We start from the raw sequence: 14,863 nt of genomic DNA, 5'->3' as shown, positions 1-14,863 counted from the left end.
GGGGGGGGGGCGGCTAGGTCCCCGACGGCTTCGCCTTAGGGCGCGGAGGCCGGGGGCACGTCGTGCAGCACGCGATAGAGTTGGAAGCCCTTTCCCTCATGGACCAGATCGGCCAAGCCCGTCAACTCCCGATGTCCGGCCTCGGTGTTCAGCACCATGACGTAGTCATAGTCCCGCTGCCAGTCCTGCCAGAAGTACGTGCCGGCGGGGAAGGGGCTGGCCACGGCCTTCATCATCTCGCCCGTGCTGGGCGGGTCGCCATCCTCACGGTCCACCCGCTCGGTATAGGCGGGCTTCACGGTCAGGATCTGCTTGCCTGCCACGCTGAAGGCCGTGCTGACCAGGCTCTGCCGGTCGATGATGGCCAGGCAAGGGGCATGGCTGAAGGCGGCGTTGAAGTTGACGTCACCCGTGGGCACCGTCGCCTCCGCCACCAGGATGGTCGAGCCCGGCTCCACCGCGGCCATGGACGCGCGCATGTCCTTGTAGACCTGGCTCAGGGGCATCCAGTCGCCGACGATGACCACGCTGCGCGCCACGATGATGGCCAAGATGGCGGCCAGCGCCGTCATGCGGCCCAGGCGGCCCCGGAACTCGAAGCGCACGAAGCCCAGGCACAGGAACAGCAGTGCCACCGGCAGCCGCTCGTCGGCATAGGCGGAGCCGAACAGGATGGTGGGCATGGCGATGTAGGTGACGGCGCCGGTGGCCAGCAGCATCCACCCGGCGGCGTGCAGGTGCATGCGCCGGGTCGCCAGCAGGGCGACAACCACGGCCAGGGCCACCCAGCCCAGCGGCACCTCCCAATTTTCATGGAAGGTGGTGACCAGGAAGCGCAGGCCCTCGCCCTTACCCACCCAACTCCAAACCACCTGGTCGGCCAGGCCCAGGGTGGGGCTGGCGGCCAGCAGGGGGAAGACCAGCAGGAAGGGCAGGGCCATCAGGCCCAAGTGGCGCAGGGCCTGGCGCCAGGGGCGGCGCAGCAGGCCGGGCGCTTCCAGGCAGAAAATGGCCATGCCATAGAGGCCGACCGCGAACAGATGGCAGACGAACAGCACCAGCACGGTGGCGGCGGAGGCCAGCAGGCGCTGCAGGTGCGACCGGTTGCGCAGCGACAGGCGGATGGCCGTGCCCCACAGCGCCAGCCCGATGCCGAACAGGAAATTGGTGAAGCCCAGCAGGAAGATGCCGTTGTACATGAACGCCATGGCCAGCAGGGCGTTGGCGCCACCGGGGCCGTGCTCCGTACGGTGCAGGGCGCGATGCAGGGCCCATGTGCCGCTGACGATGCTGATGATGATGGCGGCGATGAATAGCTTGCCGGCCACGAACACGCCCACCAGGCGCACGAAGGGGGGCACCACCAGGTCCATGGCCAGGTTGGGGATGACCTGCCAGTCGATGGCGTAGAACCGTTGCAGCAGCGGTTCCTGACCCAGCCGCGCAATGATGTCCATGCGCGCCAGGTGATTGGCGTAGTCCGTCAGCGGCGGCACCAGCACGAAGAACAGCGGGGCCAGGACCACCGCCAAGGCGACCAGGCCCAGCACCGTCGCCACGGGCAGGTCCATGCTACGGGGGCGGGCGTCGCTGCGCGCGCTGGCATCCAGGGCAACCATCATCCTCGCCAATTAACAGGCCGCTCCCGCAGCGCACAAGACAATCAAAAGAGGGACAACCAGCGAAAGGGGAATACGGGATCCCCCGTTTATGCTGGCGCTACACTTTGCCTCACGCGCGCAGCTTCTGGAAGCGGGGCGCCGATGATCGCGGTTGCTGCGGCAATGATGGCCAGGCGGTTTGCCGCCAGCACCGCAGTGACGGGGCATTTTCGATTAAATTTTTTGACACGCTGGCGTTTTGTGATTCGGCTTGTGTCGCGATGCCGATTCCCCTAACGAAGCAGGCCAGAGAAACAGTGGGGCGTCCCAGGAACGGGCGGCCCGCGCGATGGACAACAGGTGGGCACATCCGCCGCGGCTTGGGGGCCGACGGCGGCAGGGCGGCGCGGGCGTGAATGGACAGGCTCGCCGTACCCGGACAGGGACGGCGGGGCGTGTCCGTCCGGGCGGGACCGCGCAACGGGCACCATACTTTCCAAGGATTTGGGCATGCAGGCACAGGTCACGGCACGCGTTCGGCATCCGGTCGGTTTCTGGTTCGTCTTCTGGGGTGAGTTGGCCGAACGCGCCTGCTACTACGGCATGCGGACGCTGCTGGCGCTCTACATCACTTCGCAGCTGGGCTTCTCCGACAGCGACGCGGCCACCGTCATCCAGATTTTCATGGCGTCCTGCTACGCCTTGCCGCTCATCGGCGGCGTCATCGCCGACCGCTGGCTGGGCCGTTATCCCACCATCATCTTCTTCTCGTTCCCCTACATCTTTGGACAAGTGGTCCTGGGCTTCGCCAGCAGCCCCTGGATGCTGTATGCCAGCCTCGCCCTGCTGGCCATGGGCGCCGGCGCCATCAAACCCAACGTCAGCCCGCTGATGGCCCGCATGTACCAGGAACAGGGCAAGGAAGCCCTGATGGACAAGGCCTTCAGCTATTTCTACGTGGCCATCAACATCGGCGGCTTCGTCACCTCCTACGCGCTGCCCTGGGTGCGCGACAAGGCGGGGTACCAGGTGGCGCTGATGCTGCCGGCGGCCCTGATGACGGTGGCCCTGGTGGTGTTCGCCGCCGGCAAGCGCTTCTACCCGCAGGAAAACGCGGCCGATCGGGCCGCGGCCCGCGCCAAGACCGGCCAGCCCGCCTCCAGCATGACGCCGGACGAACGGACCCGCCTGGTCCGCATGCTGCTGGCCTTCCCCATGATCCTGGTGTTCTGGATGGCCTATGACCAGACGGCCACCACCTGGGTGTTCTTCGCCCGCGACTATATCGACCTGAATTTCTGGCCCTTCGGTTTTGAGCTGACCCCTGATCAGCTGCAGGCGGTCAACCCTCTGATGATCATCCTGCTCACCCCCATCTTCAACGCCTTCTGGGGCGGCGTGGACCGGCGTCGCGGCACCCTGACGCCAGCGCGCACCAAGGTGTTCGTGGGCTTCGGCATCACCGCCGCCTCCATCGCGATCATGGCGCTGGCCGGCCTGCTGGCGACCAAGGATCATCCTGTCAGCATCTGGTTCATGCTGATTTCCAACATCGTGCTGGGCTTCGGTGAGCTGTGCATCAGCATGATCGGCCTGCAGTGGGCCTATATGGAGGCGCCGGCCCGGCTGAAATCCTCCATCACCGCCGTGTTCTACCTGACGGTCTTCGCCGGCGACATGGTGGGCGGGCTCTATGTCCAGCTGTATGACCGGCTGACCCCCGTCGCCTATTTCGGTGGGCAGGTGGCGTTGCTCATCCTGGCCGGGGTGATCTTCTACGGCGTGGCCCTGCGACGCCAGCGGGGGCCGGCCATCCCCTGAACCGGCCATCGCCCGGTGTGAAGGCCCCCGGGCCATCGCCCGGTGTGAAGGGCAGCAAAAGAAAAGGCCGCCGTCCCCTGCCTGGGACAGCGGCCTTTTTCTTGATCCTGCCGATTTTCGTCCCGGTCAGGAGAGACGAGGAAGGTCAGGCGGCGCCCGCCGTCGGGGTCGCCTCGGTCAGCCCGTTGTTCAGGGCCCAGATGGCCGCCTGGGTGCGGTTGTTGCAGTTGATCTTGCGCAGCAGGCTCTTCAGGTGGACCTTCACCGTCGCCTCGGTGATGTGCAGGCCATTGGCGATCACCTTGTTGCTCTCACCCTTGACCAGGGCGCGCAGGATTTGGGTTTCGCGCATCGACAGGCCCTTGTGCGGACCGGTGGTGCCGACCGTTCCGGCCTGGCTCTGCTGGGTCAGCAGAAGCGCCAGATCGGACGGGAACACCTTCTCCCCCAGCATGACCAAATGCAGCGATTGGATCAGGGCGTTGGAGGAGCGGTCCTTGGTCAGGTAGCCGTCGATCCCGGCCTCCAGCGCCATGCGCAGGCGCGACGCGTCGAAGCCGTTGGTCAGGTAAACCAGACGGGCATCCGGGAACGCGGCGTGCAATTGGCTGACGGACGTCCTGAACTCCGCCGCGTCCGTCACGTCGAACAGGACCAGGGAGATTTCCCGGGTAACGGCATCCCGGGCGGTCGGCTTGCCCCCCGGTGTATCATTTGGTGTGGGCGCGGCCAGCTCAGCGCGAACGGCCTCCACATCCCGCGCTTCCGCGACGACGCGGAAATCCTCGGGCAGCAATTGTCTCAAGCCCTGACGGAACAGGGTACTGGGGTCGATCACCAGAACATCATGGGCGGCCATGATCCAAACCTCCGACGCAGTTGCAACTAGCTCGGAGTGTTTAATATTGGCCCTTTCGCGTTATAAAACAACCCTCACTTGTGTCCTGTCGCTTTAGCCCTTTCGCGTATTCACCCCGCAGTAGCTAGCCAGGAAAGGACTTGACGGGTTTCGAAAGGGGTGCCGGGTCAACGGCGGTAGCGCTTTTCCTGCATAATTTCCAGTTGTAGCTGCTGGATTTCCGTGAGCCGTTTCCACTGCCGCTGGATGAGATAGTCAATTTTTTCGTGTAAATGACGTATTTCCAATTCAGCTTTAAGATTCACCCGGTAGTCGTTTTCCGACCGCAGGCGATCCTTCGCCTCCTGCCGCTTCTGGCTCATCATGATGATGGGCGCCTGGATGGCGGCCAAACAGGAGAGAATCAGGTTCAGCAGGATGAAAGGATAGGGGTCGAACGACTTCTCTCCCTCGAAGCCGCTGAAGATCATCCAGGCGATCAGGAAGGCGCCGAAGGTGAGGATGAAGGTCCAACTGCCGCCGAAGCTGGCCAGATGGTCGGACATGCGCTCCCCCAGGGTGCGCTCCTCGGCGTAGCCTTCCTCGATGTTCTCCGCCAGGGTCTCGTGGGTGGCGATGCTCTCCGCCACCTGGCGGTCCAGCTCCGTCAACTCGCCCTTTTCCTGCTGCAGCAGTTCTTCCACATACAACGAGCGATAGCGGGCGACCACGCCGCGGCTGACCAGGGCGTCGGCCGGCAGGCCGGGATGGTCGCGGCGGATGCGCACGGCCAGGCTGGGGCGCAGGGTGTCCAGGCTGATCAGGTCGCGCTTGGGGCGCAGCTTGCCGGTGACCCCGCAGGCGACCCGCTTTCCACTGGCCGGGGCGGTACCATCGGACGCGGGCGCTCCGTCCAGGCCAGGCTCGTCCTCCACGCCTTCCCCGCCGTCATCCATGCCGCCGTCGTCGCTGCCCTCGTCACCAAGATCGATGTCGGCCAGCTCCTCGGCCTCGGCCGCCAGTTCGGCAGCCATGGCGGCTTCCTGGGTTTCGTCCCGTGCCGGCTGCGCCGCGCCCTGGTCTTGCGGGTTCATGCCGCCGCGCCCCTCTTCCATCGCACTTGTCCTCTTGATCCTGGCTCTTGGCTGCTCAACCCCTGACGCCGGGGGGCACCGATACTGATAAGCGTTTCTATAACCGAACTATGACAATTTTCCGCGACCGTCGGGTGGGATGATATGTCCCGCCCGGAGAACGGACGGGGGGGCAGGGTGCCGCAGCCAAAGAAAAACCCCGCCGGCGGACCGGCGGGGTTTCCCTTGAACAGGCGCTCCTTGCCCTTGGTGACCCATGGGGAAGGACGGCCAGCCTTAGAACGTGAACTGCATACGGCCGCCGAAGGACTGCCAGTTGTCGCCCACCTGGGTGTTGTTGGTGGCGGACGAGTACTTCTTCACGTCGATGAACTGGTAGTCCAGCATCATCTTGACGTTCGGGGTGGCGTACCAGTTCAGGCCCAGGGTCCAGACTTCCTGCTGGCCGCCGCGCACGCGGTTGGCGGTGTTGGTGGCCCAGGTGTCGGAGTTCAGGTTCAGGAAGCTGTAGCGCGCCACGGCTTCCCAAGTGCCCCAGTTGCCGGTCATCGGGTTGAAGGGCTTGTCCACCGTCGGGGCGCTGAAGGCGCCCTGGTTGGCGACGTAGTTGCGCTTCTGACCGGTCAGCACCCAGCCGGCTTCGGCGTAGTAGCCGAAGAAGCTCGGGTCGTTGGTGGCGGCCGGGGTGAAGCGACGGGTCAGGTCGACCTGGTAGCCTTCGCCCTGCACCCAGAAGCTGTCGTACCGCACGGCGGCTTCACCGCCGTAGATGGTGACGTCGCTGACGTTGATGTTGCCGGTGTTCAGGATGGAACCCAGGCCGCCGTAACGGTTTTCCGGGCGTTCGGACAGGGACACGACGTGCGCCTGGGCGGGCGTCACGCTGCCGGCGACCAGGTTGGTCTGCGGCGGAGCGTACAGGTAGCCGATGTCGGCGCCGATGTGGACGATGGTGTGCTCGTCGTTGATCGGGCGGTAGGCGGCGCGGGCGAACACGGCGTGCTGGTCGTCGCCGGTGGTCTGGGCGCTGGTGTTGACGGTGTCGCCGGTCAGGTAGACGTCGGCGAAATAGTTATCGCCGAAGGTGCGGACGCCGGCGGACAAGCGGCCTTCGCTCGCCACCAGGCTGGTCACGACGTTGTTGATGCCGGGACGCTCGACCAGGCCGATGTCGTTGGAGCTGATGCTGTCTTCGAAGGTGAAGGCCGGCTGCATGGCGCCGACGTCGATGATCCAGCCCTTGAAGCCGTTGTACGACAGCTGCGCGGTCTGCAGACGGCCGCTGGCGTTGGTGCGGCCCGAGAAGTCGGCGGTGGCGTTGTAGGTCCAGTCATTGAACATCTTACCGGCGAAGCCGATGTAGGCGCGACGGAAGTTGAAGCCGTCGGTGATGTCCTTGTTGGAGCGGTTGTCCGGGTTCTTCGTGTCCTGCATGTTCCAGCCGTAGTCCAGCTGCATGCGGCCGACGGGCTGGAAGGTGAAGGCCTTGTCCGCGGACGAGAACGTCGGGATGCCGTTCGGGAAGGTGATGCTGGGCAGGTTCGCCGTGGCGGCGGTGGCGGAGGTCGCGGCCTTCTCGGCGGCGGCCTTGGACTCGGCGGCGGCCTTGTTGGCGGCGTCGGTCTGGGTCGCAATCGCCTGCAGCTGCGCCTGCAGCGCCTGGATCTGCTTGTTCAGCGCGTCGATCTGCGCCTGGGTGGCCAGCGGGGTGGCGGCCGCGGCGGCGGTGGCGGAGGCGGCGTTCGACTTCTTGGTTTCTGCAGCGGAGGCGCCGGCGGCGGCGAAAGCCACGCCCAGCACCGTGCCAGCGAGCAACACGGTCTTGAGGTTCATTTCCTAGATTCTCCCATCATCCGGTCTACGGCATGCCGCCCAATCCCGGTTTCGGGGCCGACGTCACGCGTTTGGAGCGTTTGGGCTGCGGCCCTCACGAAGCGCTCGGTAGCAATATAGCATGACAGCGAGACTGCTAAAGGTTGACAGATTTATTAAAGGGGCTGCCTGTGGCCGCGATGCAACAGTTCCGAGTCGGGTGTTTTAGCGGGCTTAAAGTAAGGCGGGGCAACAAATTCCGGACTACCGTAGTAGAGCCGCGACCGCCTGAAGCCGGTGAAAAAAGAGCCGGCCCCCCTCCATTGCATCTATAGTGTTGTGAATAGGGCGCACCGGGGCACGTGCTTGCGCCGGCCGATAATGCCCGGCCGCCGGGCCAGAAAAGATCCGGCGGGGAAGCCGGCACAGGCACGCTTGAAAAGTATTTGAGAATCGTCGGAGGTCCGCACCGCCCGCCCGCCACCGGCGGTGTTGCGCGCCGGCGGCGGGGTACGGGGCGTGAACGGGGGCGTGGGCTGCGACAATAGGCCCACAGTTTCACAAAACCGTAACATACTCGTCACCAAAGGTTCAGGACCCGGAATCTAGGGTCCGCCCGTCGAGACGGGATCAGGAGCGGTCGCGGGGGCATACCCCCTGGGCGGGCCGCCGGGACCCCGAGATGGTCGACTAAGACGTTCCAACCCGTGGGGGAATCCCGTGAACTTTCAACCGAAGAACCTGCTGAAGGGCATGGTTGCCGCCGCGGCCGCGGTGATGATGGTGGGCGCCGCCCAGGCTGCCGACATCAGCGGCGCCGGCGCCACCTTCCCGTACCCCATCTACGCCAAGTGGGCCGAGGCTTATAAGGCCAAGACCGGCGTGGGGCTGAACTACCAGTCCATCGGTTCCGGCGGCGGCATCAAGCAGATCAAGGCGAAGACGGTCACCTTCGGCGCCTCGGACATGCCCCTGAAGGCCGAAGACCTGAAGGAAGCGGGCCTGCAGCAGTTCCCGATGATCATGGGCGGCGTCGTTCCGGTCATCAACGTGAAGGGCATCGCCCCCGGCCAGATCCAGCTGGACGGCCCGACCATCGCCAAGATTTACCTGGGCCAGATCGCCTCCTGGGATGACCCGGCCATCAAGGCGCTGAACCCCGGCCTGAACCTGCCCAAGACCTCCATCGTCCCGGTGTACCGTTCGGACGGGTCGGGCACGAACTTCCTGTGGACCACCTACCTGTCCAAGGAAGACAAGGAATTCTCCGAGCGCGTCGGCGCCAACACCTCGGTGCAGTGGGCCGCCGGCCTGGGCGCCAAGGGCAACGAAGGCGTTGCCAACATGGTGAAGCTGACCGACGGCGCCATCGGCTATGTCGAATACGCCTACGCCAAGCAGAACACCTTGACCTTCACCAAGCTGAAGAACAAGGAAGGCAAGATCGTCAGCCCGGAAATCAAGGCCTTCCAGGCCGCCGCCGCCGGTGCCGACTGGGCCAACGCCCCGGGCTTCTACCTGGTGCTGGTCGACCAGCCGGGCGCCGACAGCTGGCCGATCACCGGTGCCAGCTTCATCCTGGTTTACAGCCAGCCGCAGGACGGCGCCGCTGTCGCCGAGGCCCTGAAGTTCTTCGACTGGGCCTACAACAACGGCCAGGCCGCCGCCGAGCAGCTGGACTACGTGCCGATGCCGGCTGCGGTGATCTCCCAGGTCGAGAAGTCCTGGTCCACGATCAAGACCGCCGACGGCAAGCCGGTCTGGTCGAAGTAACAGGACTCGGGTAAGAAGGATGCGCCCTCGGGGTCAGCCCCGGGGGACGGAGGTCGGGAGAGGGGTCGCCAACGGCTCCTCTCCCTCTCTGTCGGCTTCCTTCACAGACATCCGGGTTTCTAGGTCATCGCGTTTTCAGTATCGCAGGGCCTATGGCCGGAGGGGTGCTTTGGTGGACATGGCGGTAAAGGCATCGGACATCAGCGCGGAAAGTCCGCGGGCGCGCACGCAGCGCCGCAACGACCTTCTGTTTCGCAGCGCCACCCTATTCTTCGCCCTCCTGGTGCTGACGCTCCTGGGCGGCGTGATCATCTCCCTCATCCATGGCGCGTTGCCGGCCTTGAAGGCCTTCGGCTTCGGCTTCGTCACCACCGAGATCTGGAACCCGGTGACGGAGAAGTTCGGCGCGCTGGCTCCCATCTACGGCACGCTGGTCACGTCGGTCATCGCCATGCTCGTGGGTGTGCCCGTCAGCTTCGGCATCGCCATCTTCCTGACGGAGCTGTGCCCGGCCTGGGCCAAGCGCCCGATCGGCATCGCGGTGGAACTGCTGGCCGGCATTCCCAGCATCATCTACGGCATCTGGGGCCTGTTCGTGTTCGCGCCCTTCCTGCAGAAGACCGTGCAGCCCTTCCTGATCAACACCCTGGGCAACGTCCCGGGCATCGGCGCCTGGTTCAAGGGCCCGCCCTACGGTATCGGCGTCCTGACGGCCGGCCTGATTCTGGCCATCATGATCCTGCCCTTCATCACCTCCATCACCCGCGACGTGTTCGAGACCATGCCCACCATGCTGCGCGAAAGCGCCTACGGCTTGGGCGCCACGACGTGGGAGGTGGTGCGCGACATTACCATCCCCTACACCCGCGTCGGCCTGGTGGGCGGCGTCATGCTGGGGCTGGGCCGCGCCTTGGGCGAGACCATGGCCGTGACCTTCGTGATCGGCAACTCGCACCACATCGCCTCCTCCCTGCTGGCGCCGGGCACGACCATCTCGGCCGCCATCGCCAACGAATTCACCGAGGCGGTGGGCGATACCTACACATCCTCGCTGATCGCGTTGGGCCTCGTCCTGTTCATCATCACCTTCATCGTGCTGTCGCTGGCCAAGCTTATGCTGGTGCGCATGAACCGCAAGGCGGGGACCTGATCCATGGCCATCACCGATATGTCCCCCGGCACGCCTACCGGCTCGCCCCCCGGCACCAACTTCGCCATGGGCCGCTACAAGCGGCGCAAGGTCGGCAACACCATCACCATGGGCCTGGCCGTGGGCGCCGCCGTCTTCGGGCTGCTGTGGCTGGTCTGGATCCTGGCGATCCTGCTGATCAACGGCCTCAGCGCCATCAGCCTGGGCCTGTTCACCCAGATGACGCCCCCGCCGGGCAGCGCCGGCGGCCTGCTCAACGCCATCTTCGGCAGCCTGGTGATGACCGTGCTGGGCATGGTCATCGGCACGCCCATCGGCATCATGGCCGGCACCTACCTGGCGGAATACGGCAAGGGCACCAAGTTGGCGGAGGTGACGCGCTTCATCAACGACATCCTGCTGTCGGCGCCATCCATCATCGTCGGCCTGTTCATCTACACCATCGTCGTGGTCCCCATGGGCCACTTCTCCGCCTGGGCGGGGTCCATCTCGCTGGCCGTGCTGGTCATCCCGGTGGTGGTGCGCACGACCGAGGACATGCTGAACCTGGTTCCGGGGTCGCTGCGCGAGGCCGCCGCCGCCCTGGGCGCCCCCCGCTGGAAGGTCATCGTGCAGGTGACCTACCGCGCCGCGCGCAGCGGCATCATGACCGGCATCCTGCTGGCCGTGGCCCGCATCAGCGGCGAAACCGCCCCCCTGCTGTTCACCGCCCTGAACAACCAGTTCTGGAGCGTGAACATGAACGCCCCGATGGCGAACCTGCCGGTCACCATCTTCCAGTTCGCGCTCAGCCCTTATGAGGACTGGCAGCGGCTGGCCTGGGGTGGTTCGCTCCTCATCACGGTCGCCATCCTCGCCCTCAACATCGGCGCCCGCATGCTCGCTTCCATCGGCACCAAGAAAGGCCAGTGATCCCCATGACCGCGCTTTCCATGACGGCGGAACAGTCCCAGGCGGCCCTCGCCACCGACGGCGACATGCGCGAGAAGATCAGCGTTCGCAACCTGAACTTCTACTACGGCGGCTTCCACGCCCTGCGGAACATCAACCTGCCGCTGTTCGACAAGCGGGTGACGGCCTTCATCGGCCCGTCGGGCTGCGGCAAGTCCACGCTGCTGCGCATCCTGAACCGCATCTACGACCTCTACCCCAACCAGCGGGCCGAGGGCGAGGTGCTGCTGGACGGCGAGAACCTGCTGTCGCCCAAGCAGGACCTGAACCTGCTGCGCGCCCGCGTCGGCATGGTGTTCCAGAAGCCGACGCCCTTCCCCATGTCGATCTACGACAACGTCGCCTACGGCATCCGGCTGTATGAGAAGCTGAGCCGCGCCGACATGGACGTGCGCGTGGAAGAGGCCCTGCGCAAGACCGCGCTGTGGGGCGAGGTGAAGGACAAGCTGCGCCAGAGCGGCCTGTCCCTGTCCGGCGGTCAGCAGCAGCGTCTGTGCATCGCCCGCGCCGTGGCCGTGCGCCCCGCCGTGCTGCTGCTGGACGAGCCGACCTCGGCGCTGGACCCCATCTCCACCTCCAAGATCGAGGAGCTGGTGGATGAGCTGAAGCCCGACTACTGCATCGCCATCGTTACCCACAACATGCAGCAGGCGGCCCGCGTCTCCGACTTCACCGCCTTCATGTACCTGGGCGAACTGGTGGAATACGGCGCCACCGACACCATCTTCACGGCGCCCAAGGAAGAGAAGACGGAGCAGTACATCACCGGCCGCTTCGGCTGAGCCGGCGGTTGCGCGCGATTTGACAGGAAGGGCGGCATCCTCCGGGATGACCGCCCTTTTTCCATAGAAGCGCCGCTTTTGTCGCCCATATCGGCTTGGTGCCTGTTATCACCCTTGTCCTGACCGGTCGCGGCCCACATCTGCCTGATACCATGGATACCCACCCGCCTTCCTCACCCCCACCGGCCGGCCTCCCGGACCCGGAGTCTGGGCCGGTTGGGGAAGATTTGGGTGCTGGGGCGGCACAGCCAGCCGGGTCGCCGCCGCCCAGCGGTGGCCGTCGTCGCGCCGGGCGCCGCCTGCCCGTGGTCTGGCGCGCGCTGACCCACGCGCTGACACCCAAGGGTTTGCGCTCCTCCGAACTGTCCTTGGCCCTGCTCAGCGTGCCGGTGGGCATCGGCGTGGGGCTGGCGGTGGCGGGGCTCCACGCGCTGGTGTTGGCGCTGCACAGTCTGGCCTTCAAGGTCCCGTTCGGCGACCATGTCAGCAGCGCCTTGTTCATTCCCACCACCCTGACCCTGGCCGTTCCGGTGGTGGGCGGCGCCGTGTTGGCGGGGTTGGCCCTGCTGTTCCGCCGCGCCCGCGACACCGTCGACCCCATCGAGGCCAACGCCCTCTATGGCGGTCGCATGTCCCTGCGCGACAGCTTGCGCCTGACCCTGTCCATCGTCGTGTCCCATGGCGCCGGCGGGTCGGTGGGGATGGAGGCGGCGTTCACCCAGACGGGGGCCGGCCTGGCCTCCAATTTCGGGCGGCGGCTGAACCTGCGGCGCAACGATCTGCGCACCCTGGTGGGCTGTGGGGCCGCCGCCGCCATTTCCGCCGCCTTCACCGCCCCCCTGGCCGGCGCTTTCTACGCCTTCGAGCTGGTCATCGGCACTTATACCCTGGCCACCCTGGCCCCCGTCTGCGTCGCCGCCGTGGTCGCCAACCAGGTGGCGCAAATGGTGCTGAACCGGCCGGCCCTGTTCATCCTGGCGGAACCCCCGGTCATCCGGGGTGGCGACTTCGCCACCTTCCTGATGGTGGGCCTGGCCTCCGGCGCCGTGGCCATCCTCACCATGCAGGCCGTTACGTATGCGGAACGACTGTTCCGCCAGCTGCCGTTTCCCCGTGCGATCCATCCCATCCTGGGCGGCCTGCTGCTGGGACCCATGGCGCTGGTGCTGCCGGGCGTGCTGGGCGGCGGGCAGGGTGCCTTGCAGTACGGCTTCGACCATGGCTACGGCCTGGGGCTGGCCTTCGTGATGCTGGTCGCCAAGGTGGTGGCCTCGGCCCTGTGCCTGGGCGCCGGTTTCCGCGGCGGCTTGTTCAGCGCCTCGCTGCTGCTGGGCAGTCTGTTCGGCAGCATGGTGTCGGATATCGGGACCATGCTGCCTGTGGATTTGGTGGCGCAGAGGTCCGCCGTCATGCTGGTGGGCATGGGCTCGCTGGCCGCCGCCGTGGTGGGCGCGCCCGTGACCATGGTGCTGCTGGTGCTGGAACTGACGGGCGACCTGCGCGCGTCCGCCGGCGTGCTCATGGGCGTCATCGCTTCCACCCTGCTGGTGCGTGAGACTTTCGGCTATTCCTTCGCCACTTGGCGCTTCCATCAGCGCGGCGTGCAGATCCGCGGTGGGCATGACATCGGCTGGGTCAAGGACATGACCGTGGGGCGGCTGATGCGCGGCGACCCCAAGACGGTGCCGGCGGACATCACCCTGGGCGCCCTGCGCGGGCATTATCCACCCGGCAGCGCCAAGACGGTGTTCGCGCTGGACCCTGGCGGCGCTTTCGCCGGCCGGGTGGACATGAACGCCGTGCACGACCCCCAGCATGAGCTGCCGGCCGACCAGCGCGCGGCGGAACTGGCGCGGGATCGCGAGCATTTCCTGCTGCCCGACCAATCGGTGCGCATGGCCCTTCAACGCTTCGCCGACTGGGATGCCGACAGCCTGCCGGTGCTGGATGGGGTGAGCAGCCGCCGCATCGTCGGCTACCTGACCGAGGCCTACGCCCTGCGCCGCTATTCCCAGGAGTTGGAGCGTCGGCGTGGCGATGAACTGGGTGTGCGCGACCTGTTCGGCGGCGTCTGACGCCCTATCTTTGCTCTCCCATGGTCGGGGAACGAGCGCATCGGTCGCCTTAGGCGTTGCGCCCGCTGCGCCGATGTTGCATCACGGGGGCGGCCCCACGTTGGCGCGGCAGTCGGCGCGGCATCCGTCACCGGACCTGTCAGGCCCTTGAACCTTTCGGGGGGGCCGCTTGCCTTACTTCTCAGGGAAAGTCCGCATTGTTCGATGATTTCGGCGTGTTGATCCGGGGGATCGTCCTGGGATTGGCCATCGCGGCGCCGGTCGGCCCTATCGGCCTGCTGTGCATCCGGCGGACGGTGGAGCGGGGCATCATCGCGGGTCTCGCCACCGGCTTCGGCTCCGCCCTGGCTGACGGCTTCTTCGGTGGCGTCGCGGCCTTCGGCGTCAACGCCATCCTGGACGCCCTGCTGGGTCATGTGAAGGAGCTGCGCCTCATCGGCGGCATCTTCCTGCTGGGCGCCGCCATCCATTCCCTGTTGAAGGAACCGCACGAGCGCAAGAACAGGCCGCCCGATGCCGGCAACCTCATCGGCTCGGTCGGCACCGGCCTGTTCCTGACGGTGACCAACCCCATCACCATCATGGGCATCATCACCGTGGTCGTGGGCTTCGGCGGCGCGCTGGACCATGCCAAGGCGGGCACCATGACCCTGGGCGTGTTCCTGGGCTCACTGACCTGGTGGTCCATCCTGTGCGGCGGCACCTTCCTCATCCGCCACCACTTCACGCCGCGCATCGTCCTGTGGATCAACCGGGGCACCGGCGTGGTGCTGGGCGTGGTCGGCCTGATGGCCCTGCTCAGCTTCTTCTCCCTGGTGCCGGAAACCCTGCAGGACTTGGTCGGGGCGTTTATCAGTAAATAGCCCTCAGATGCCGGGCTTGTTCGTATTCCTCAGGCGCCCGCGTCCCCATCCGGGGACTTGGCTTCCTCGATTTCCAGTCCGCTACGCTCCCCGGAAATCTGTG

11 protein-coding genes are annotated in these 14,863 nt (G+C 66.1%); 7 read left to right on the top strand and 4 right to left on the bottom strand.

Going from position 1 to position 14,863, the window contains the following annotated elements:
* Window positions 1-35: 35 nt before the first annotated feature.
* On the bottom strand, window positions 36-1,622 hold the full coding sequence (locus FBZ90_RS04940) for a hypothetical protein (protein WP_145729893.1): 1,587 nt from the start codon (window positions 1,620-1,622) through the stop codon (window positions 36-38).
* Window positions 1,623-2,111: 489 nt separating this feature from the next.
* Here FBZ90_RS04940 and FBZ90_RS04935 point away from each other — a divergent pair, with 489 nt between their 5' ends.
* Window positions 2,112-3,422 carry a peptide MFS transporter gene (locus FBZ90_RS04935; RefSeq protein WP_145729892.1) on the top strand — a complete coding sequence of 437 codons (1,311 nt, stop codon included), beginning with the start codon at window positions 2,112-2,114 and terminating at the stop codon, window positions 3,420-3,422.
* A gap of 145 nt (window positions 3,423-3,567) precedes the next feature.
* On the opposite strand, the gene FBZ90_RS04930 is transcribed toward FBZ90_RS04935, so the two are convergent.
* The 3 genes from FBZ90_RS04930 to FBZ90_RS04920 all read right to left on the bottom strand — a co-directional run bounded on the left by FBZ90_RS04930 (window position 3,568) and on the right by FBZ90_RS04920 (window position 7,187).
* Window positions 3,568-4,281 carry a LuxR C-terminal-related transcriptional regulator gene (locus FBZ90_RS04930; RefSeq protein ID WP_145729891.1) on the bottom strand — a complete coding sequence of 238 codons (714 nt, stop codon included), beginning with the start codon at window positions 4,279-4,281 and terminating at the stop codon, window positions 3,568-3,570.
* A gap of 167 nt (window positions 4,282-4,448) precedes the next feature.
* Window positions 4,449-5,354, bottom strand: coding sequence for a DUF1003 domain-containing protein (locus FBZ90_RS04925; RefSeq protein WP_246130156.1), 906 nt, complete (start codon window positions 5,352-5,354; stop codon window positions 4,449-4,451).
* A 276-nt stretch (window positions 5,355-5,630) separates the two neighbouring features.
* Window positions 5,631-7,187, bottom strand: a complete 1,557-nt coding sequence (locus tag FBZ90_RS04920; RefSeq protein WP_186455606.1) for an OprO/OprP family phosphate-selective porin — start codon at window positions 7,185-7,187, stop codon at window positions 5,631-5,633.
* A gap of 699 nt (window positions 7,188-7,886) precedes the next feature.
* On the opposite strand from FBZ90_RS04920, the gene pstS reads away from it, so the two are divergent.
* The 6 genes from pstS to FBZ90_RS04885 all read left to right on the top strand — a co-directional run bounded on the left by pstS (window position 7,887) and on the right by FBZ90_RS04885 (window position 14,760).
* A complete protein-coding gene (gene pstS / locus FBZ90_RS04910; protein ID WP_246130155.1) occupies window positions 7,887-8,939 on the top strand; it encodes a phosphate ABC transporter substrate-binding protein PstS in 1,053 nt (350 codons plus the stop codon).
* 178 nt (window positions 8,940-9,117) lie between these two features.
* Complete coding sequence (gene pstC / locus FBZ90_RS04905; protein WP_145729953.1) at window positions 9,118-10,089, top strand: phosphate ABC transporter permease subunit PstC; 972 nt, start codon at window positions 9,118-9,120, stop codon at window positions 10,087-10,089.
* A gap of 3 nt (window positions 10,090-10,092) precedes the next feature.
* Window positions 10,093-11,001 carry a phosphate ABC transporter permease PstA gene (gene pstA, locus FBZ90_RS04900; protein WP_338121702.1) on the top strand — a complete coding sequence of 303 codons (909 nt, stop codon included), beginning with the start codon at window positions 10,093-10,095 and terminating at the stop codon, window positions 10,999-11,001.
* Between the two features lie 5 nt (window positions 11,002-11,006).
* On the top strand, window positions 11,007-11,822 hold the full coding sequence (pstB, locus tag FBZ90_RS04895) for a phosphate ABC transporter ATP-binding protein PstB (RefSeq protein WP_186455605.1): 816 nt from the start codon (window positions 11,007-11,009) through the stop codon (window positions 11,820-11,822).
* A gap of 305 nt (window positions 11,823-12,127) precedes the next feature.
* The gene (locus tag FBZ90_RS04890; RefSeq protein WP_186455604.1) at window positions 12,128-13,897 is read left to right on the top strand and encodes a chloride channel protein; all 1,770 of its coding nucleotides are present in this window, start codon (window positions 12,128-12,130) and stop codon (window positions 13,895-13,897) included.
* 197 nt (window positions 13,898-14,094) lie between these two features.
* Window positions 14,095-14,760, top strand: coding sequence for a LysE/ArgO family amino acid transporter (locus FBZ90_RS04885; protein ID WP_145729889.1), 666 nt, complete (start codon window positions 14,095-14,097; stop codon window positions 14,758-14,760).
* Window positions 14,761-14,863: the final 103 nt, after the last annotated feature.

The sequence above is a fragment of the Nitrospirillum pindoramense genome, assembly GCF_007827955.1.
In the GTDB taxonomy this organism is placed as follows: domain Bacteria; phylum Pseudomonadota; class Alphaproteobacteria; order Azospirillales; family Azospirillaceae; genus Nitrospirillum; species Nitrospirillum amazonense_B.
Note: the sequence above shows the minus strand (reverse complement) of the source record. Positions and strands in the feature narration are given on the sequence as shown.

Excerpts from the sequence above, each read along its gene's own strand:
- FBZ90_RS04930 (WP_145729891.1), bottom strand. The coding sequence starts at position 4,281 with ATGGCCGCCCATGATGTTCTGGTGATCGACCCCAGTACCCTGTTCCGT.
- FBZ90_RS04935 (WP_145729892.1), top strand. The coding sequence starts at position 2,112 with ATGCAGGCACAGGTCACGGCACGCGTTCGGCATCCGGTCGGTTTCTGG.
- FBZ90_RS04940 (WP_145729893.1), bottom strand. The coding sequence starts at position 1,622 with ATGATGGTTGCCCTGGATGCCAGCGCGCGCAGCGACGCCCGCCCCCGT.
- pstA (WP_338121702.1), top strand. The coding sequence starts at position 10,093 with ATGGCCATCACCGATATGTCCCCCGGCACGCCTACCGGCTCGCCCCCC.
- pstB (WP_186455605.1), top strand. The coding sequence starts at position 11,007 with ATGACCGCGCTTTCCATGACGGCGGAACAGTCCCAGGCGGCCCTCGCC.
- FBZ90_RS04925 (WP_246130156.1), bottom strand. The coding sequence starts at position 5,354 with ATGAACCCGCAAGACCAGGGCGCGGCGCAGCCGGCACGGGACGAAACC.
- pstC (WP_145729953.1), top strand. The coding sequence starts at position 9,118 with ATGGCGGTAAAGGCATCGGACATCAGCGCGGAAAGTCCGCGGGCGCGC.
- FBZ90_RS04920 (WP_186455606.1), bottom strand. The coding sequence starts at position 7,187 with ATGAACCTCAAGACCGTGTTGCTCGCTGGCACGGTGCTGGGCGTGGCT.